The 18,497-nt window shown below is 72.7% G+C and carries 18 protein-coding genes; 7 read left to right on the top strand and 11 right to left on the bottom strand.

The features are described from left to right. Positions 1 to 28: 28 nt before the first annotated feature. Positions 29 to 604: a hypothetical protein gene (locus tag ACPA54_RS21740; protein ID WP_423532240.1), complete on the bottom strand. Its 576-nt coding sequence runs from the start codon at positions 602 to 604 to the stop codon at positions 29 to 31. Between the two features lie 110 nt (positions 605 to 714). Then, a complete protein-coding gene (locus ACPA54_RS21735) occupies positions 715 to 1,476 on the bottom strand; it encodes a helical backbone metal receptor (RefSeq protein WP_423532238.1) in 762 nt (253 codons plus the stop codon). 182 nt (positions 1,477 to 1,658) lie between these two features. Here ACPA54_RS21735 and ACPA54_RS21730 point away from each other — a divergent pair, with 182 nt between their 5' ends. Continuing rightward, on the top strand, positions 1,659 to 3,857 hold the full coding sequence (locus ACPA54_RS21730) for a terpene synthase family protein (protein WP_423532296.1): 2,199 nt from the start codon (positions 1,659 to 1,661) through the stop codon (positions 3,855 to 3,857). 193 nt (positions 3,858 to 4,050) lie between these two features. Beyond that, a complete protein-coding gene (locus ACPA54_RS21725; protein ID WP_423532236.1) occupies positions 4,051 to 4,959 on the top strand; it encodes a LysR family transcriptional regulator in 909 nt (302 codons plus the stop codon). 21 nt (positions 4,960 to 4,980) lie between these two features. On the opposite strand, the gene ACPA54_RS21720 is transcribed toward ACPA54_RS21725, so the two are convergent. The 4 genes from ACPA54_RS21720 to ACPA54_RS21705 all read right to left on the bottom strand — a co-directional run bounded on the left by ACPA54_RS21720 (position 4,981) and on the right by ACPA54_RS21705 (position 8,674). Beyond that, positions 4,981 to 5,805 carry an enoyl-CoA hydratase-related protein gene (locus ACPA54_RS21720; protein ID WP_423532234.1) on the bottom strand — a complete coding sequence of 275 codons (825 nt, stop codon included), beginning with the start codon at positions 5,803 to 5,805 and terminating at the stop codon, positions 4,981 to 4,983. Between the two features lie 54 nt (positions 5,806 to 5,859). After that, complete coding sequence (locus ACPA54_RS21715; protein WP_423532232.1) at positions 5,860 to 6,873, bottom strand: serine hydrolase; 1,014 nt, start codon at positions 6,871 to 6,873, stop codon at positions 5,860 to 5,862. Positions 6,874 to 6,990: 117 nt separating this feature from the next. After that, entirely contained in the window at positions 6,991 to 8,274 is a 1,284-nt protein-coding gene (locus tag ACPA54_RS21710; RefSeq protein ID WP_423532230.1) for a hypothetical protein, read from the bottom strand. 124 nt (positions 8,275 to 8,398) lie between these two features. After that, a complete protein-coding gene (locus ACPA54_RS21705; protein ID WP_423532228.1) occupies positions 8,399 to 8,674 on the bottom strand; it encodes a DUF6199 family natural product biosynthesis protein in 276 nt (91 codons plus the stop codon). Positions 8,675 to 8,826: 152 nt separating this feature from the next. Between ACPA54_RS21705 and ACPA54_RS21700 the strand changes: the two genes are divergently transcribed. Together ACPA54_RS21700 and ACPA54_RS21695 are read left to right on the top strand one after the other, a co-directional pair. Next, on the top strand, positions 8,827 to 9,225 hold the full coding sequence (locus ACPA54_RS21700) for a hypothetical protein (protein WP_423532226.1): 399 nt from the start codon (positions 8,827 to 8,829) through the stop codon (positions 9,223 to 9,225). A gap of 158 nt (positions 9,226 to 9,383) precedes the next feature. Further along, the gene (locus ACPA54_RS21695; protein ID WP_345675054.1) at positions 9,384 to 9,944 is read left to right on the top strand and encodes a YceI family protein; all 561 of its coding nucleotides are present in this window, start codon (positions 9,384 to 9,386) and stop codon (positions 9,942 to 9,944) included. Between the two features lie 9 nt (positions 9,945 to 9,953). On the opposite strand, the gene ACPA54_RS21690 is transcribed toward ACPA54_RS21695, so the two are convergent. The 3 genes from ACPA54_RS21690 to ACPA54_RS21680 form a co-directional block, all read right to left on the bottom strand. Beyond that, positions 9,954 to 10,478 (bottom strand): NUDIX domain-containing protein, encoded by a 525-nt coding sequence (locus ACPA54_RS21690; protein ID WP_423532224.1) that lies wholly within the window; start codon positions 10,476 to 10,478, stop codon positions 9,954 to 9,956. 84 nt (positions 10,479 to 10,562) lie between these two features. Beyond that, positions 10,563 to 13,163 (bottom strand): FtsX-like permease family protein, encoded by a 2,601-nt coding sequence (locus tag ACPA54_RS21685; protein ID WP_423532223.1) that lies wholly within the window; start codon positions 13,161 to 13,163, stop codon positions 10,563 to 10,565. Continuing rightward, positions 13,160 to 13,921, bottom strand: a complete 762-nt coding sequence (locus ACPA54_RS21680) for an ABC transporter ATP-binding protein (protein ID WP_423532221.1) — start codon at positions 13,919 to 13,921, stop codon at positions 13,160 to 13,162. The genes ACPA54_RS21685 and ACPA54_RS21680 overlap by 4 nt, the downstream gene beginning before the upstream one ends. A gap of 277 nt (positions 13,922 to 14,198) precedes the next feature. Here ACPA54_RS21680 and ACPA54_RS21675 point away from each other — a divergent pair, with 277 nt between their 5' ends. The 3 genes from ACPA54_RS21675 (at position 14,199) to ACPA54_RS21665 (ending at position 16,821) form a co-directional block, all read left to right on the top strand. Continuing rightward, a complete protein-coding gene (locus tag ACPA54_RS21675) occupies positions 14,199 to 15,551 on the top strand; it encodes a sensor histidine kinase (RefSeq protein WP_423532219.1) in 1,353 nt (450 codons plus the stop codon). Next, entirely contained in the window at positions 15,548 to 16,210 is a 663-nt protein-coding gene (locus tag ACPA54_RS21670) for a response regulator transcription factor (RefSeq protein ID WP_423532217.1), read from the top strand. The genes ACPA54_RS21675 and ACPA54_RS21670 overlap by 4 nt, the downstream gene beginning before the upstream one ends. 71 nt (positions 16,211 to 16,281) lie before the next feature. After that, positions 16,282 to 16,821 carry a DUF5134 domain-containing protein gene (locus ACPA54_RS21665; RefSeq protein ID WP_423532215.1) on the top strand — a complete coding sequence of 180 codons (540 nt, stop codon included), beginning with the start codon at positions 16,282 to 16,284 and terminating at the stop codon, positions 16,819 to 16,821. Positions 16,822 to 16,876: 55 nt separating this feature from the next. Here ACPA54_RS21665 and ACPA54_RS21660 read toward each other — a convergent pair whose 3' ends face one another. Further along, positions 16,877 to 17,407, bottom strand: a complete 531-nt coding sequence (locus tag ACPA54_RS21660) for a DUF1697 domain-containing protein (RefSeq protein ID WP_423532213.1) — start codon at positions 17,405 to 17,407, stop codon at positions 16,877 to 16,879. 52 nt (positions 17,408 to 17,459) lie between these two features. Next, complete coding sequence (locus tag ACPA54_RS21655) at positions 17,460 to 18,494, bottom strand: aminoglycoside phosphotransferase family protein (RefSeq protein ID WP_423532211.1); 1,035 nt, start codon at positions 18,492 to 18,494, stop codon at positions 17,460 to 17,462. Between the last annotated feature and the right edge of the window lie 3 nt (positions 18,495 to 18,497).

Genomic DNA, 18,497 nt, shown 5'->3' with positions numbered 1-18,497 from the left:
GGCGACGCCTGCCAGGCCGGTGAGCAAGCTAGACCGCGTCGCGGGTGCGCACCACGAGGTCGAAGGCGAACGCGGTGTCGCAGGTGAGCGGTACCCGCTGCCCGAACGCCGTGGCCGTGGCGTGCACGGTCAGGCTCGTGTTGAGGCCGTCGGTGACGATGACCTTGCCGGCGTCTTCGACGACTTCGTGGACGCGCGTGGGCTTGCCGGTGCGCGCGTACGTCCCGGTGACCGCCGCGTCGGCGGCTGCCGCGTCGCCGCCGTCGCGCGGGTTCAGGGCGACGCTCGCGGCGACCCGGCCCTGCCGGAAGATCCCCGTGTGCTCGGGCCCGTAGCCGCCGAACCAGACGCCGGCGGCGGTCTCGACGCGGATGCTCGCGTGGGAGCCGTAGGCGGAGTTCTCGTACAGCTCCGCCGATACCGCGACACCGCCCGCTTCCCCGCTGCAGGAAAGGGCGTTGCCGCGTTCGATGGTCACCTGCGTCGCGCTGCCCGGCCGTGCCTCGGCAGCGGCCGCGGTGCCCGGAATTCCGGTCGCCAGCAACACGGCGGCGGCGAATCCGGCGAGGCCGCCGGTACGCACGCATGATCGTTTCACCGTCATGGTTTCCCCCCAAGTCGGTTGGTCCTCCCCGGCTTTGTCCCCCCGGAGAGCGTGGCACCGATCATGGCAGGCGCGGGGCCGGGCCGTGTGCTGTCTTCGTGGTCGCGGTGTCAGGCGCGGGCGAGTGCCGCCCCGAGCAGTCCGGGCGCTTCGACCAACGACGGCCCGTACCAGGTGAGATCCCGTCCGCTGACGAGAGCGGCCGGGATGCCCGGGAAGCTCTCCGGGCCGTCGTCCTCGGTGAACCGGTAGGGCTCGTCGGGGAGGACGACCAGGTCGGGGGCGGCGGAGATGAGTTCGGCGAGGGGGATCTTCGGATAGCGCTCGGGGTGGTCGGCGAACACGTTGGCGATGCCCAGTCGGGCGAGGACGTCGCCGGCGAACGTGTCGCGCCCCAGCACCATCCACGGCCGCCGCCACACCGGCACGACCGCGCGGCGTGGGCCGCCCGCCGGGGGCCGGACGTCGGCCCACACCGTGCGGGCCTCGTCCAGCCACGACGGCGTGCCGAGGCGGCAGGCGTCGGCGAGCATGCGGCCGAGCGAGGTGAACGCTTCGTCGACCGTGCGGATGCGGGTCGTCCACACGGCAAGGCCGCGCTCGCGGAGCGCGTCGAGGTCGGGGACACGGTTCTCCTCCTCGTTGGCGAGGACGAGGTCGGGCGCCAGCGCGGCGATGGCGTCGACGTCGGGGTTCTTGGTCCCGCGGATGCGGGCGACGTCGAGCCCCGCCGGGTGCGTGCACCAGTCGGTGGCACCGACGAGCAGGCCCGGCGCGGTGGCCGCCACGGCCTCGGTGAGCGACGGCACGAGGGAGACCACGCGGCCGATGCGCGGGGGCAGGTCGACGGGAGAACCGAGGTCGTCGTACATGCCGCCATCCTGACGCATCCGGCGCGCATTGTCGGGCCACGCGGGGCGTTCATATGACTGTTTCCCGGCCCGGATAGCGCCCGAAGCGCCCGGGTAATCCCCCGGCGACCGGGAGGCGGACACGGGGGAATTTCGAGGGGGGATTCGTGGCGCAGCAGCCGTTCGAACTGCCGGATTTCTACATGCCGTATCCGGCACGGCTGAACCCGCATGTCGACGAAGCACGGGCGCACACCAAGGCGTGGGCCCGGGAGATGGGCATGCTGGAAGGTTCGGGAGTCTGGACCGGAGAGGATTTGGACGCGCACGACTACGCGTTGCTGTGCGCCTACACGCATCCGGACACGTCGGGGCCGGACTTGTCGCTGGTCACCGACTGGTACACGTGGGTGTTCTTCTTCGACGACCACTTCCTCGAGGTGTTCAAACGCACCGAGGACCGCGCGGGCGGCAAGGCCTATCTGGACCGGATGCCGCTGTTCATGCCGCTCGACCCGGACGCGGAGACGCCGGAGCCGACGAACCCGGTGGAAGCCGGGCTCAAGGACCTGTGGATGCGCACGGTGCCGTCGATGTCGGCGGAATGGCGGGCCCGGTTCGCCGAGCACACCGCGAATCTGCTCAACGAATCGCTGTGGGAACTGTCGAACATCAATGCGGGCCGGATCCCCAATCCGGTGGAGTACATCGAGATGCGCCGGAAAGTCGGCGGGGCGCCGTGGTCGGCGAATCTCGTGGAATTCGCGGTGGGGGCGGAAGTCCCGGCGGCGATCGCCGAATCGCGGCCGTTGCGGGTGCTGCGCGAGACGTTCTCGGACGCCGTGCACCTGCGCAACGACCTGTTCTCATATGAGCGGGAGACCCGAGAGGAAGGCGAACTCAGCAACGGGGTCCTGGTGTTGGAGACGTTCTTCGAATGCGGGACCCAGGAGTCCGCGGATGCCGTCAACGACCTCCTGACGTCCCGGCTCCAGCAGTTCGAGGACACTGTGTTCACCGAACTCGGGCCGCTGTTCGCCGAGTACGGGATGGACGCCACGCAGGCGGCGGATGTGCTGGCGTACGTCAAGGGCCTCCAGGACTGGCAGTCCGGCGGCCACGAATGGCACATGCGGTCGAGCCGCTACATGAACAAGAACGCGGCCGTCGGCGGCGACCCGGCGGCGCCGTTCCTGCCGTCCGGATTCGGCATGTCGGCGGCGAACATCGTGGCCACGTTGGGCCGCATCCAGCGGCGCATGCACACGCCGCACGCGGTCGGGCCGAGCCTGCTGCCCGAGTTCGAGATGCCCTATCCAGTGCAGATCAGCCCGCACCACGAGCGGGCGCTGCACAACTCGGTGGCGTGGGCGAAGGAGATGGGCCTGCTCGACCCGAGTCCGGGCGACCCCGGTTCGCACATCTGGACGGAGGCCAAGCTCCGCGACTTCGACTTCGCGCTGTGCTCGGCGGGCATCGATCCGGACGCCACCCCCGACGAGCTGGACACCTCGGCGATGTGGCTGACATGGGGGACGTACGGCGACGACTACTACGCGGCCGTGTACGGCAGCATGGGCGACGTCGCGGGCGCCAAAGCCGCCACCGACCGGCTGCTCGCCCAGCTCACCCTCGACGGCACCCCCGGCCCCGAACCCGGGACCGCGATGGAACGCGCGCTCGCCGACGTGTGGCAGCGCACCGCGGCCCCGTTGGACGAGGTCAAACGGGGCAATCTCCGCCAGTCGCTGCGCAGCATGATGGAGGCCTGGGTGTGGGAGGTCGCCAACCTGCAGCACCGCAGGGTGCCCGACCCGGTCGACTACGTGGAGATGCGGCGGCACACCTTCGGTTCGGACCTGACGAAACTTCAGGCCCGGTACAGCCACGCGGACTTGCCCGACGAAGTGTTCCGGTCGGGGCCGATCCAGTCGCTGGAGAACTCGGCGGCGGACTATGCGGCGCTCATGAACGACTTGTTCTCGTACCAAAAGGAGGTCGAGTTCGAGGGCGAGATCCACAACGCGGTGCTGGTGGTGGAGCGGTTCTTCGGTTGCGACTATCCGACGGCGGTCCGGATCGTCGGTGATCTGGTGAACCAGCGGATCCGGCAGTTCCAGCACGTCGTCTCCCACGAACTCCCGGTCTTGTACGACGACTTCCAGTTCGATGCGGGCTCGCGCCAGGCGCTCGACGCGTACGTGGACGACCTGCGCAACTGGATGTCGGGGATCCTGCACTGGCACCGCAACGTGAAGCGGTACGACGAGGAGTCGCTGCGGCGGCATTTCGCCCCCGCGGAGGCGGTGCCGGCGGCGACGTACGTGGACGGGCCGACGGGCTTGGGCACGTCGGGCATCCGCATCCCGGCGATGCTGCAGCGCATGCAGGCGCTCGGCTGACGGGTCGGCGCGGTCGTCGTGCCCCGGTGGATGGGAGGCCGCCGGGGCACGGCCGCGCCGGGGTGCCGGACGGGCTCGCGCAGGGTGGGTGACGTGGGTGGCTCCCCTTCCGCGGCGCCGCGCCGCGGATGCGAGAATCGCGGTCCGCGGCCCGGGTGCGTATGTCCCGGCCGGTCACACCGAGGGGGGAAGCGTGCTGGAACGCCACGAGATGGAGGCTTTTCTCGCCGTCGCCTCGGAATTGCACTTCGGGCGGGCCGCCGAGCAGATAGGCGTGTCACCGGCCCGGGTGAGCCAGGCCATCCAGAAGGTCGAGCGGCGCATCGGCGCGCCGCTGTTCGAGCGGACGAGCCGCCGGGTGGGGCTGACCCCGCTCGGCGCCGGGCTCTACGCCGAGGTGCGGCCGCTGTACGACGGCATCCAGGCGGCGCTGGACCGGGCCCGGGACGCGGCGCACGGGGTCGGCGGGACGCTGCGGCTGGGCATCATGGGCGCGCTCGGGCACCTGATCCTGGACACCATCGACGCCTTCACGGACCGGCACCCGGAGTGCGAGGTGCAGATCCGGGAGATCCACTTCAGCGACCCGTTCGGGGCGCTGCGCGCGGGCGAGATCGACGTGGCGGTGGTGTGGCTGCCGGTGCGGGAGCCGGATCTGCGGGTGGGGCCGGTGGTGGTGCGGGAGGGCAACGTGCTCGCGGTGTCGTCGCGGCACCGGCTGGCCGGGCGGGAGGCGGTGTCGCTGGAGGACATCGCCGACGAGCGGGTGATCGGGGTCGACCGGCCGGAGGTGCCGGAGTACTGGGAGATCGCGCACGCGCCGCGGCACACGCGGAGCGGGCGGGCGATCCCGCGCGGCGACCGGGCGACGACGTTCCAGGAGATCCTCGCCGCGGTGGTGACCGGGCCGGAGGTGTCGTTCGTCTCGGAGCACGCGAAGGACTTCTATGTGCGGCCCGGCATCACCTACATCCCGATCTCGGACGCCGCGCCGATCCGGTGGGGCCTGGTGTGGCGCGGCGCGGGCGAGCTGCACCGGGTGCGGGCCTTCGCCGAGGCGGCGGAGGCCGTGTCGCTGGCGAAGGGGATCCCGCAGGAGTGAGCGGCCCATCCGGAGCGTGTCCTAGCGGCCGGTCCACCGCGGCGGGCGCTTCTCCAGGAACGCGGTGAGGCCCTCGCGGGCGTCGGCAGAGGCGGTGACGGTGCGGAAGCCGTCCTCGGTGGCCTGCCAGCCGAGGTCGTCGTCGGCCGTGACGGCGCGTTCCACGGCTTGGAGGGTCTGGGAGACCGCGGTGGGCGAGTTCAGGCAGATCCGCTCGGCGAGTTCGAGGGCGGCGTCGAGGGCGTGGCCGGGGTCGGCGAGGCGGTTGACGACACCGAGCCCGTGGAGGCGTTCGGCATCGACGGGGTCGCCGGTGACGAGGAGTTCCCGCGCGACGTTGAGCGGCAGCGTCCGCGGGGCGCGGAAGATCGCGCCGCAGTTCGCCAGCAGTCCCCGGCGCACTTCAGGCAGCCCGAACCGGGCGCCGCGGGCGGCCACCACCAGGTCGCACGCGAGCACGATCTCGAAGCCGCCCCCGAGCGCGAGGCCTTCGACCGCGGCGATGAGCGGCTTGGTCCGGGGCCGGCGGATGATGCCGTACTGGCCGCCGCGCTCGGTCTTGGGTGCGTAGCCGGCGGAAAGGTCGGTACCCGCGGAGAACACCGTGGAGGTGCCGGTGAGGACCCCCGCCCACAGGTCGGGGTCGTTCTCCAGGACGTCGAGGGCGGCTTCGATGCCGTCGCTGATCTGCTGGTCGACGGCGTTGCGCTTGTGCTCGCGGCGGAGGGAGATGACGAGGACGCGGCCGTGGCGGGCGTGGGTGACGGTGGGGGTGTCCGAGCCGGCCTCGGTGCCCTTGGTGTCCTTGGTGTCCTTGGTGTCTTTGCCGTCCTTGGTGTCCGCCATGGGGGGCCTCCGCTGTCGCACTTTAACTTGACGAAGTCAACTTACTTGGCTCCGCTATACGGAAGCGAGCGCCGTCACCAGCGCGGACGTGGCCGCTTTGGCGGCGGCTTCGACCTGGCCGACCCCGGCGTCCATCGAGCCCTGGCCGTCGGACAGCACCACGACGAGGAGCTCACGGCCGCCGCGGGTGACCCGGCCGATGCTGTTGACCACCCACAGGCCGGTGTCGCCGCGCGGCAGCCAGCCGTTCTTCAGCGCGGTCGGCCCGGCCTCGTCGGCGGCGGAGACGCCCCAGGCCTGGTCGGCGTCGACGGAATCCATGAGGTCGAGCAGGTAGGCGCGCGCGTCGCTGTGCAGGGCCGAACTGTCGGAGGTGACGGCGGTCAGGAGGTGGAGCTGGTCGTCGGGGGTGGTCGTCGTCAGGCCCCAGTAAGTGTCCGTGCCGGGAGTGGTGGACGTGAGGCCGAACACGGTGTTGGCGGCGTTGAGTCCGGCGGCGCCGCCGATGTCGGCCCAGAGTGCGTCGGCGGCGTCGTTGTCGCTCTTCTCGATCATCGCGGCGGCGCTGGTGCGTTCGTCGGCCGTGAGGCCGCGGCCTTGCTGCTGTGCTTCGAGGAGGAGCGCGGCCAGGATGTCGACCTTGACGATGCTGGCGGTGGCGTAGGAGCGCCCCGTCGCCCCGGCGGTGGCCCGGCGGCCGGACGCGGTGTCGAGTATCGCCACGGTCAGGTTGCCCCCGGCGGGGGTGGGCAGGGCGGCGGCGAGCGAGGCGTCGAGGTCGACGGTGGTAGCGGCGGGCAGAGCGCGTTGCTGGGCGGTTTCGGTGGGGGTCGCCCTGGCAGTGTCGGCCGGGGTGGCCGTCGGGGTCCGGGTGGCGGTCGGGGCCGGGGCGGCGGCCGTCGGCGGAGTGGCCGCGGCGGTGACGGTCGTGGATCCGCCGACCCGGCCCCACGGGGTGAGGAAGAGCCCCGCGAGCAGCGCGATGATCGCGATGATCGCGACCGGCAGCATCGCCGAGGGGTGGATACGGTTGGCGTTGCCGCTGCGGGTGGTACGCCTGCTGCTCATGACACCCACGGTGGCAACCGGACCTGGAGAGAGGCTGAGGGGACTCTTGACAGGAGCTGAGAATCACCAGCCGCCCCGCACCTCAAACCGGACCGTTCGAGCGATACCGCCGAAGCGTCAGCGCCCGACGGCCACCCGGCCCGCGCGCTGCGCCGCCCGCACCGTGGTCCCGGTCGCGCTGCCGGTCCCGGTCCCGGTGGGCGCCGACACCATCGGCCCCGACGCCGGGGCCGCGCCGAAGCCCTCGATGACCGCGTGCCACGGCAGTTGCAGACTCGGCAAGGTCGATCCCACCGCCCACACCGAGGCCCGTCCCGGCCGGGCGCCCGGCACCACGGCCACCGAGAACAGCGACACTCCGGTCTCCGGCGCGGCGGCGACTTCCTGCCACGTGCGGCCGTCCCAGCGCATGGTCAGCGCCTTGTCCGCCGCATCGGCCCGCTCGCCCACGGCCCACACGTCACCGCGCTCGCCGGACACCCCGTGCAGCGTTCCGTCGACCGCGGGCATCGCGGCACGCGTCCACGTCCGGCCGTCCCAGTGGTAGGCCAGCGGCTGCGACGCGCCCACCGCCGTGCTCACGCTTCCGACCGCCCACACATCGTCGGGAGCCAGCACCGTCACGCCTTCGAGGCTGTACGCCTTGTCGGCGTCGTGCGGCACGTCCACGATCCGCCACGCCCGGCCGTCCCAGCGCTCGGCCAGCGGCCGCCCGGTGCCGTTCGCGTCGTAGGCGACGCCGACCGCCCACACGCCGCCGGCGCGGTCGGGCGCGGCCGCGAACAACAGGGCATGGCCGCCGGTGTCCGGAGTCGGGACATCCGTCCACGCCTGCCCGTCCCAGTGGTACGCCAAGGGCTTCGCGTCGTCGAGGCGGTCGACCGCGGTCGCACCGACCATCCACACGTCCGACGGCCCGAGCGCCGCCGCACCGAAGGCGTAGGCCGACACGTTCGCGGGCGTCGGCGGCACCGGCGTCTCACGCCACGTCCGCCCGTCGAAGTGCATCGCCAGCGCCCGGTCGTTGTACGCGGCCGCGTCGTTCCAGTGCCCCATCGCCCACACGTCGTGCGGTCCGACCGGCAGCACCGCGTCGAACTGGCCCTTGCCGTCGTGGCCGGACACCGGGACGTTGCGCCATGCGGTCCCGTCGAAGTGCTGGACGATCGGCGGTCCGCCGCCGCTGTCGCCCTGATAGCCCACCGCCCACGCGTCGCGGGGCCCGAGGGCCGCGACCGCGCGGAGTTCCTGGTCGTCCTGCCCGGAGCCGAGCGGCCAGACATGCCAACCGGGTTCCTGGGCACGGGAGTTGCCTGCCCAGGCGGGTCCGGCCGGGTGGGCGAGGGTCAGCGTGACCGCCGCCGTTGCGGCGGCCAGGACCGCCCTGCCGCGCGTACGCATGCCACGGCTCCTTTCGGGGGATGTCGGGCCGTCGACGTTACAAGATCGTTGCCTGGCGACCGCCCCTCCGATCCGCCCTATCGCCGCACCCCGGGGGGAAGTTCACCCGCCCGGCCCAGCCGCGCTAGGTCGCCCACGGGTGCGGCGAGGACGACGACCCCGATTTCGACGTCAAGACGAAGTAGGTCACCAGCAACCCTGCCGTCCACCCGACGGCGAAGAGCACCGCCCCCACCCGCCGCATGGTGAAGGCCGCCGCGCTCGGCTCCGCCGCGTCGGGGTTCTTGTACTTCCACGCCTGCGTGGCCCGCCACCCGGCCGACCCGGCCGTCATCCACTGGAAAACGCTCCCGGCCATCGTGATCAGCCACACCAGGAACAACCCGAACCCGAAACCCATCGCTCCCCCGTTCGCGGTCTCACGCCGCCGACGACGATCGACGCTAGACCCGCCCCGGCCGGAATCCATCCGTTCTCGTACTCAGTTCACCCGCCCACCGCCCGGCAAAGATGATCTTCACAGCATCAGACAACCGTCGATATGTTCGCCCGATGACCACCCCGAGACCCCTGGGCCGCCCGGCCGAGGCCCCCGAAATGCCGCACGCCTTGGTCGTCGCCCAGCGCCTGCTCTTCGTGCTGCCCGCCGTCTGCCTCGCCGCCATGATCTACGTGCTCGCCGTCGGCGACGACCCGTTTCTCGCCAGCACACTCTGCGGTTCGGCGCTCTTCGCCGGCATCGGCACCGCCCTCGGCGCCCGCTTCCGGAAAGGCCGCGACGGCGTACGCAAGGGCCTCATCGCCTGGGCGTCGTTCATGCTGCTCGCCGCACTGTCGGCCCTGGGGAACGGCGCCTCGGGCGCCTTCCTCCAGATGATCGTCCCCGGCGTCACGATCGCCCTGGTCAGTCAGCCCGACTCGCGCGCCTGGTTCACCCGCCGTTGGCGGTGACGCCTGCCCCGGTCCCGGTGAATTCACCCTCAAGATTCCACCAAATTGTTGAACACACAACGACTCGATGGTTGAATTCACAACGACCGGCACCTGCGGGTTCCTCCCCGGCATCGGCCCGCGCCGTCGTTTCCCCCCATCACTCCAGGGAGTTCCGCATGACCACCGCTCTCCAGCGCCCCGAACTCGCCGCCGGCACCTGGGTCGTCGACCCGGTGCATTCGGCCGTTTCGTTCACCGTACGGCACCTCGGCCTCGCGGGTGTCCGCGGCGCCTTCGGGCAGTTCTCCGGCGAGATCACGGTCGGCGACGACCCGCTGGCCGCCTCGGTGCGCGCCGAGATCGCGATCGCGTCCGTCACCACGCTCAACGAGATGCGCGACGGGCACCTCCTCAGCCCCGACTTCTTCGACGCCGAGGCCCACCCGACCGTCGTCTTCGCGTCCACCGGCGTCAAGCAGGTCGCGGGCGACGAGTACGTCCTGTCCGGCGACCTGACGCTCCGCGGCGTCACCAAGTCCGTCGAGCTGACGCTGGCCTACAACGGCACCCAGACCGACCCGCAGTCCGGCGCCGAGAAGGCCGGCTTCAGCGCGGTCGCGAACATCCTGCGCAGCGACTTCGGCGTCGGCCCGCAGATGTCGCTCCCGTCGGGCGCGCTCGCGATCGCCGACAAGGTGCGCATCGAGCTGGAGATCCAGGCCGCGCTCGCCGGCTGACCAGGCTGCTCATTCCGCGGTCGGGCGGCCGTCCACCAGGTAGACCGTGCCGCCCGACCCGCGCATCTCCAGCGCCACCGCCGCCCGCCGGGCCACGCGCGGGTGGAGCGCGGCCAGGGCGTCGTCCGGCGGCAGTGCGGCGGCGCCGACGAGTTCGAGGTCGACCGCGCGCAGGTCGCGGACCTCGGCGTCGGTGAGCGGACGCGTGTCGAAGACGAAGTGCAGGACCGGGCGCCCGTACACGGCCGCCGACGTCACGTCGCACACCAGCAGGCGCCCGATCGGCAGGTCGAGCCCGATCTCCTCGGCGACCTCGCGGGCCGCGCTTTCGTGCGGCGCCTCGCCCTCCTCGGCCATCCCGCCCGGCAGTTCCCAGCCGTCCTTGTACGCGGGGTTCACCACCACCAGACGCCCGGCCCCGTCGGTGACCACCACCGCGGCCGAGTACGGCGCCGCCGGGAAGTCCGCCACCAGGTCCTTGACGTCCTGCGGAACCTCGAGGTCGGCGACCCCTTCGCCCTGGTCCACACCCACCGTGCCCACCGTGCCTTCCCACGCCGATGCGGGCAGCCCGGATCAGGGCCGCCCGCATCGACGTTAGTGGCACCACCCCTCCGGCTACGGTGCCGACACCGCGCCGAGGATGTCCTGCTTGGCGGCCCGCGCCGCCGGCCGCGTCCCCGCGAGCAGTCCGCCCAGGGCCCCGGCGGCCAGCAGGATCGCGAGCTGCCCGGCCGGAACGCGGTACGGCACCGGCTGGTCTCCGGCGAGCACGCCGACCGCCGCCCAGGCGAGGAACGCGCCGAGCGCCAGCCCGGTCAGCGCGCCGAGGACGGCGACGAACGCCGACTCCCAGCGCAACGAGGCCCGTACCTGGCCGCGTTCCGCACCGATCGCACGCAGCAGGCCCAGTTCGCGGCGGCGTTCGTGGGCGGCCAGCGCGAGGGTATTGGCGATGCCGCCGAGCGCGATGAGCAACGCCAGGGCGAGCAGTACGTAGACCACCGTGACGAACTGGTCGACCATGGCGAGCGACGCGTCGATGTAGGCGTCGCGGTCGCGTACCGGCGGATTGCCGTACGCCGCCGCGGTCTTCGTGATCTCGGTCTTCACCTGCTTGACCGATGCCCCGTCGACGAGTCCGACCACGGCCATCGCGTCGACGTCCGCCACCGAGTGCGGCGCCCAGGCCTGACGGTCGATCAGGTAGTCGCCGGTCACCGTCGTGCGCGTGTAGATCCCGGCCAGGGTCAGCGACGCCCGCGTGCCGTCCGGGTAGACGACCGGCACCGCGGTCCCGACCCGCCAGCCGTGGTCCGACGCCACCGAGTCCGCCACCGCGATCTTGTCCGGGCCCAGGCCGGTGGCGGTCCCCGCGTCGAGCCCGAGATCGAGGACGCGGTCGAGCCGCCCGGTGTCCGCCGCCATGATCTGCTTGCTGGACCCGTCCACGAGCGCGTTGCCGCGCTGCATGCCGACCACCGCGTCCACGCCCGGCAGTCGGGCGATCTTCCGGGTCAGCTCCGGGCTGTGTCCGGAACTCGCCCAGCCCGCGGTACTGGTGGCGACCACGAAGTCGCCGGTCACGGTGTCGCGGGTCTCCCCCTCCGCGCCCTGCTTGAGCGACGCGGCGAAGATCGCCACGACGGTGACCACCGCAATACCGACGACCATCGCGGTCGCCGCGCCCGCCGTCCGCCGCGGGCTGCGCAGCACGTTCGCGCGGGCCAGCATCGGCCCGGCGCCCATCCGGGCGAACGGCGCGGTCAGCAGCCCGCCGAGGAACCGCACCACGACCGGCGCGACCATCAGCACGCCCGCCAGGCACAGTAGCGCGCCGATTCCGAACAGCAAGGCCGCCGATCCGGTGGCCGCGACCGCGATGCCCGCGGCCAGCAGGATCGTCCCGCCGACCGTCCGGCGCCGCGGGATGCCCGCGTCCTCCGCTGCGGTCGACCGCAGCGCCGCGATGGGCGCGACGCGCGAGCCGCGGATGGCCGGCACGAGCGCCGACACCAGCGTGACGACGATGCCCACGGGCAGCACGATCGCCGCGACCTGTCCGCGGAACGTCATGCCGCTGATCGGGAAGGCGAACCCGAACGCGGAGAACAGTTCCTTGAGCCCGACCGCGAGCCCTGCCCCGGCGGCCAGCCCGAGCAGCGACGCGGTCACGCCGATCACCAGCGCCTCGGCGAGCGCCTGTGCCCGGATCTGCCGCCGCGACGCGCCGAGCGCCCGCAGCAGCGCGGCCTCGCGCATGCGCTGCGCGGTGACCACCGAGAACGTGTGGTTGATCGAGAACGCGGCGACGACCAGCGCGATGGCCGCGAACGCGGACAGGAACGTCCGGAAGATGGTGAGGAACCCGTCCGACACCGCGTCGACCTGCTCCTGCGTCGCCTCGCTGCCCGGGAGCGCCTGCACGCCCGGCGGCAGCACACGCTGGATCGCCGCCGCGGCGGACTCCTGTGCGGCCTTGTCGGGTTGGCCGTTCAGCCTGACCGACACCGAGGTGACCTGGCCGGGGTCGCGGGCGATGTGCGCGCGGGCGCCGTCGAGGCTGAAGGCGGTGTAGGAGCTGCCACCGAACGCGTCCGCGTCGCCGAACGTCGCGATGCCGACGACGGTGACCGGCACCGGAGCGGGCGTCAGGACGGTGATGCGGTCGCCGACCTTGAGGTGCCCCTGCTTGGCGGAGGCCCGGTCGACGACGACCTCGTCCGCGGTCCGCGGCGCATGGCCGTTCGCCAGCTTGTACGGGTTGAGCGCCGGGTCGCCGACCCAGTTCCCGGCCAGGCGCGGGCCGTTGCCGGTGAGCATGTCGCCGTCCTTGCCGACGAGTTGGCCGTACCCGACGACGACGGGTTCGGCGGCGGCCACCCCGGGCACGCCGCGGACGGCATCGGCGACGTTCGCCGGGATGCCCGCCCGGTTGGTGCCGGGCTGGTCGGTGACGTCCGTGGCGTTGCGGACCACGACGTCGGTGCCCGCGCCGTTGTCGCGGATCAGGCCGGTGATGGACGACTTGAGCGTGTCGGACAGGATGAGCGCGCCGGACAGGAACGCGGTGCCGAGCAGCACCGCGACCATCAGGCCCGCGATGCGGCGCTTGTAGGCGGCGAGGTTGCGCAGCGTCAGCCTGCGGAGGCCGAGTCGGGGAAGTTCCGTGGTCGGTGTTCCCGGTGTTCCCGGTGTTCCCGGTGTCGTGGTGCTCATGACCGCACACCCGTCTTGACCGCGTCGAAGGCCTTCATGCGGTCGAGGACGGCGTCCGGGGTGGGCGCGTCCATGCGGTCGGCGATCCGGCCGTCGGCGAGGAACACCACGGTGTCCGCGCAGCCGGCCGCGACCGGGTCGTGCGTGACCATGAGCACGGTCTGGCCGAGGGTGTCGACGGACTCCCGCAGCAGTGCGAGGACTTCGGCGCCGCTGCGGGAGTCGAGGTTGCCGGTGGGCTCGTCGGCGAGGATCAGTTCGGGCCGGGTGGCCAAGGCGCGGGCCACGGCGACGCGCTGCTGCTGGCCGCCGGACAGTTCGGCGGGCCGGTGGCCGAGCCGGTCGCGCAGGCCGACCGCGTCGACTACGCGGTCGACCCACGCGGGGTCCAGCCGGGTCCCGGCGAGGGACGCGGGCAGGGTGATGTTCTCGCCCGCGGTGAGGGTGGGCAGCAGGTTGAACGCCTGGAACACGAAGCCGATGCGGTCGCGGCGCAGCCGGGTGAGCTGCTTGTCGGACAGCGTGCCGAGGTCGGTGTCGCCGAGCAGGACTTGGCCGCCGGTGAGGGTGTCGAGGCCGGCGAGGCAGTGCAGGAGGGTGGACTTTCCGGACCCGGAGGGGCCCATGACCGCGGTGAAGCGGCCGGGGGTGAAGCCCACGGTGACGTCGTCGAGGGCGCGGACTTCGGTGGCGCCCGCGCCGTAGGCGCGCACGCCGTTCCGTACGCATGCGGCGTACCGGGGAGACGTACCGGACATGACAGGGCTCCCGGATGAGAGGGGGCGGGAGGCGGGATTCCGGTCGTGCGACCGGGTCGCCTTGGATGCCTCCAGCCTTGTCGTGCGGCGGTGCGGAATCGTCCGGCGGCGGGAGGCTCGTGGCGGTCTCCCGGCGGAGGCGGCGGGCCTGCCGCGAGGGTGTCCGGCGTACTCCCCGGGGAGCAGTCCGCGCGGGCCGACTGCGCCGTGCGGAGTCCGGGCGATGCCGCCGCGCGCGGGACGGAAGCCGCAGGTCGCGCGCCCTAGAGTGGCGAAGGTGAGCAGAACGTCCCGAGTCCTCCCCGAAGCGGAACCCGATCCGGACGGCAGGCCTGCGGGCGGTGCCGGGCCGGCCGACGCCGGCGGTCCGCTGTTCGGTCCGCGGCTGTTCGGTCCGCGTTTGGCGCCGCCGCTGGCGTGGCTGCCGCGCGATGTGCTGCTGTCCGTGTTCCTGGGTGCCCTGCAGATCGTCGGCACGTTCGGTGCGGCGCGCGGCCAGCGGCACACCGCCGGGCTGCGCGATCTGGACGCGTTGGCGATCGTGCTGGCGTGCATCGGCCCGCTGCTGCTGCTCGTGCGGCGCCGCTACCCGGTGCCGGTGCTGATCGCGTCGGTGCTGCCTCCGCTGGTGTACGCGCTGCGCGACTATCCGCCCGGCCCGGTGTACCTGTCCCTGGTCGTCGCGCTGTTCACCGCGATGACCGCCGGCTACCGGGCGGTGTCCTACGTCGTCCTGGTCGCGGGCTACGTGGTCATAGGCTGGATCGTGCCGTGGGTGCGCGACGACGAGCCGCCGAGCGCGGCTTGGGCCGGTGGGGTCGCGGCGTGGCTGATGGTGCTCGCCGCGTTCAGCGAGGTCGTGCGGGTGCGGCGGGCGTACGTGGCCGCCGAGCGGCAGCGTGCCGCCGAGGAGCAGGCCGCCCGCGAGGAGGCCGAACGCCGCCGCGCGGGCGAGGAGCGGCTGCGCATCGCCCGCGAACTCCACGACGTGCTCGCCCACCACATCTCGCTGATGAACGTGCAGGCCTCGGTGGGCCTGGAGTTGATGGACGCGAACCCCGAGCAGGCCCGCACCGCGCTCACCGCGGTCAAGCAGGCGAGCCGGGAAGCGCTCGGCGAACTCCGGGGCGTGCTGGCGATCCTCAAGGGCGAGGGCGAGTCGGCGCCGCGTACGCCCACCGCAGGACTCGCCGACCTCGACGATCTGGTGTCCCGAGCCTCGACCGCGCATCTCGCGGTGCGGCTGGAACGCGACCCCGCGGTGCGGGACCTGCCCGGGCCGGTCGGATTGGCCGCGTACCGCATCGTGCAGGAGGCGGTGACGAACGCGGTGCGGCATTCCGGTGCCGCGCACGTGACCGTGCGCCTGTCGCTCGTGGACGGCGGCGGCGCGCTGCGGGTCGCCGTGGAGGACGACGGGCGCGGGCCCACCGGAGCCGCGGGCACATCCGGCGGCCACGGCCTGCGCAACATGCGGGAGCGGGCAAGTGCCCTCGGCGGGACGCTGTCCAGCGGCGCCCGTCCCGGCGGCGGCTTCCGGGTGGTGGCCGTGCTGCCGGTCACCGGCGACAATGCAGGCGACGCGTGGGACGGCCGCGCGGACGCCCACGAGGGAGACGGTGCCGCGTGATCAGGTTGGTCCTCGCCGACGACCAGGCGCTGGTCCGCGCCGGCTTCCGGGCTCTGATCGACGCGCAGCCGGACATGGAGGTGGTCGCCGAGGCCGCCGACGGCGAGGCGGCGTTCGCCGCGGTCCGCGAACACCGGCCCGACGTCGTGCTCATGGACATCCGCATGCCGGGCGTCGACGGCCTGGAAGCGGCCCGCCGGATCACCGCGAACCCGGACCTGACCGCGACGCGGGTCATCATCCTCACCACGTTCGACCTCGACGAGTACGTGTTCGAGGCGCTCCGGCACGGGGTCAGCGGCTTCCTGGTCAAGGACACCGAACCGGCCGAACTGGTGCGCGGCGTACGCTCCGTGGCCTCCGGCGACGCACTCCTGTCGCCCGGCGTCACCCGGCGCCTCATCGAGGAGTACAGCGCGCAGGCCACCCCGCCCGCGCGGACCCCGGGCCTGGAACTCCTCACCGGCCGCGAGCGCGAGGTCGTCGGCTTGGTCGGTCAAGGCCTGTCGAACGAGGAGATCGCGGACCAGTTGGTGGTGAGCCCGCTGACCGCCAAGACGCACGTCAGTCGCGCCATGGTGAAGCTTGCCGTCCGGGACCGCGCGCAGTTGGTGGTGTTCGCCTACGAGACCGGGCTGGTCCGGCCGGGGCGCCGCTGAATCCGGCAATTCGGGTTCTCACTAGGCCCGTTCGAGGGCAAACCGGTGGTCCGCGGGGAAAGCATCCCGGCATGGACGTCCACAGCCTGGCCGCCGTGCTCGGGGCCGCCGCGGGTCTGGCCGGTGCGTACCTCCATCGCCGCGGGCGGGTGCGGGCGTGGCTGCCGCATCTGTTCATGGCCGCCGCCATGGCCGCGATGGCACTGCCCGAACGCGATCCGCTGGGCCCGGCGGGCTGGATGCTGCTGCTCGGCGTGGGCGCGGCCTGGGCGCTGGGGCGTCCGGGGACGCGGCGCGGGCCGGGCCGTGCCGCCGCGGCCCTGGACTTGTACGCGATGGGCGTCCTCACGCTCCTGATGCCGGCCGTGCACGGCGGCGGGCACGCGCACCACGGGGGCGGCGCGGATTCGACGTGGTGGGTGCCGCCGTATGCGGCGCTGCTTGCCGTGTGGTTCGCGGCCCGCCTGGCGTTGGCCACCGCCGAGTACCGCCGTTACGCGGCCGTGCCCGCATCCGGTCCGCGGTTCGACGGCTGCGCGAATCCGTCGGTGTCGTCGGCGTGTTCGACGGCGATGATCACGTCGATGGCGGTGATGGCGTTCGCGGCGTAGCGGCCTTGCTGTGCGGTCAGTCCTCGCGGTCAGTCCTCGCGGTCAGTCCTCGCGGTCAGTTGTCGGCCATCAGCGCCAGCTTGGTCACCGTGTTCCAGTTGCGCGCCGTCCCGCCCGCCTTCAGCTTGCGTTCGACGACGAGCGGCAGCTTGGCTTCGTTGATGCCGCGCGGCAGGTTGTAGTAGATCTCCCGGCCGATGACGGCCATCTCGTCCGGCGGGTACGCGGCGGCGTCGAGGTCGGCCAGCTTGGCGGTGTCGACGGGCTCGGCGAAGAACGTCACCAGGAACTTCGACGGGTGGCCGACGTCGAGCGGGTTGGCGTCGACGACCGCGCGCATCTCGGCGCCGGTGCGGACCATGACGCGGATCGTGCCGCCGAAGGTCTCGGTGATCGCCGCTTCCACGGCGGCGGACACCGCGGCCGGGTCGGCGGCGTCGGCTCCGAAGACCGCGTTGCCGCTCTGCAGCAGCGTGGCGACGTCGGTGTAGCCCAACCCGTCGAGCATCGCGCGGAGTTCCGCCATCGGGATCTTGTTCTTGCCGCCGACGTTGATACCGCGGAGCAGAGCGACGAAGCGGGTCACAGGGGCGTCCTTTCGGGGGGGGCGGGGGCCGTGCGGCAGGTCGTGCCGGAGGTCAGAGCGACGAGTACAGCATCCAGGCGACGTGCATGACCTCCGGCTTGCCGGACTCGGGGAGCGTGTCGTCCTGGACGTCCCACACGGCGGACAGCACCGCCACGACGAACCCCAACATCGTCAGCATCTCGCGGCCGAGATCGGCCCCCGGTACCGCGCCGTCGAGTTCCTCGGCGAGCACGCCGATCCGGCTGTCGAGAATGCGCGCGGCACCGCAGCCGGTCGAGCGGCTCGGCAGCAGCCCCGGATTCCACAGCATGACCGCGGTGTCGAACCCGGGGTCGCCGCGCAGCCCCTTGGGGTCGATCGCCAGCCAGGTCGGGGCGCCGCCGCGGGTGGCGTGCAGCAGGTTGCCGTGGTGGAGGTCGCCGTGCAGGAGCAGGCCGGCGTACGGGGCGGAGGCCAGGTCGCGGAAAAGGCCACGGGCGGCGGCGAAGAGGTCCGGGTCGAGCGGCCCGGCGGTGGGGTGAGTGTCCGCATACCAGTCGAAGTCTTCGGCGTACTCGACGACTTCGGGGATGCGGACGGTGTCGGTGGTGCCGGGCACCGCGAGGGCTTCGGGGGCCGGCTGCCACAGGCCGCGCATCGCGGCGGCCAGGGCCCGGGTGGCCGCGACGTCGTCCGCCTTGATGCCGACCGCTGCGGCGCGCGGCGGCCACGTGGCGTCGGCGAGCGTCTCGGCGGTGTACCCCGGCTCGGCGCGTTCCAGCAGCATGATCCGGGCGTCCGGGTCGTGGTGGTGGAGCCGCGTCGCGCCGCGGCCCTGCCAGGCGGCGAGCACGGCGGCCTCCCGCGCCGCGGTCTCGGCCCCGGGCGGGGCGGCTTTGACCACGTAGCCGGTGCCGTCGGCCGCGTCGGCGGAGGCGACGAAGTTGTAGGAGAGCGGATAGGGCTCGCCGACGGTCAACCCGTGCGCGTCCGCGTACGCGCCGACCAGCTCGGGCAGCCCGGCCAGCCAGGCCCGGCCTTCGGCTCCGTACAGGCTGCTGATCGTGTTGCGGAAAGCCCGCGGCGGCTTCCAGTCCGCGCGCACGGC

It is taken from the genome of Uniformispora flossi, from assembly GCF_049534875.1.
GTDB lineage: Bacteria > Actinomycetota > Actinomycetes > Streptomycetales > Streptomycetaceae > Yinghuangia > Yinghuangia aomiensis.
The sequence above is the reverse complement of the archived record's forward strand: the minus strand, read 5'-3'. Positions and strand labels throughout refer to the sequence as shown.